Source organism: Dactylosporangium darangshiense (genome assembly GCF_039537565.1).
Classification (GTDB): Bacteria; Actinomycetota; Actinomycetes; order Mycobacteriales; family Micromonosporaceae; genus Dactylosporangium; species Dactylosporangium darangshiense.
The window spans coordinates 1-663 of sequence record NZ_BAABAT010000224.1 but is presented as its reverse complement, the minus strand read 5'-3'; the positions used below and the strand labels follow the sequence as shown (position 1 = coordinate 663).

Here is a 663-nt window from a genome sequence, read left to right as displayed (position 1 = left end):
CCTGCGTCGCGGACCGTGCCGCCGTCGCCTGTTCGGCCCGGGCGCGCCGATACGACGACGTCAGCACGTCACGCCGGTAGGCGCGTTTCGGCCGCCCAGCCGCGTCCGCGACCCGCGAGCCGGTCGGTGTGTCAACCCGTCGCTCGGGTAGGCCAGCGGTTTGGCGCCGATCAGCGCGTGCTTGCTCTGGTTTGGAAAGCCGGTACTGGTCGCGGTTGGCATTCCTGCGGGACCGGTCCAGGGCTTTCTGCCGGCGTCGAGCGACGAGCCGAGCCTTCTCCGCGGCGGCTCGCTGCTGCGGGGTCACCAGTACCTGATCCGCCGCGAGACCGCCGAGCATGGTGGGGCTGGTGGGCATGGAGACGATCGCGAGGTTGGACACGTTCCCGTCCACGCCACCCACTCGGTCTTGGGGCGCGTACAGTCGCTGGGCCCGCACGCTGGGGCTCCTCCAGCCCGATCCGAGGATCATCAGATGCGCGTAGTACCGCCACCCGCCGGGTGCGCGGGGGTCTTCGACGCGGACGAGGTCGATCTCGAACACGTGATCGCCCGGCTGAAAGACTGGCAGATCCTGCGCCAATGCCGCCGACCCGGCCGCGGCATCGACCTTGTTGTCGCCGCCGTGACCGCGATCTATAACCACCGCCTCGACCACTTACG

General features: G+C 69.8%; 1 protein-coding gene. It reads right to left on the bottom strand.

Annotated features, from left to right (window positions below):
• On the bottom strand, positions 1-544 hold a 544-nt coding region (locus tag ABD901_RS58820; RefSeq protein ID WP_345145146.1), incomplete at its 3' end, for a hypothetical protein.
• Positions 545-663: the final 119 nt, after the last annotated feature.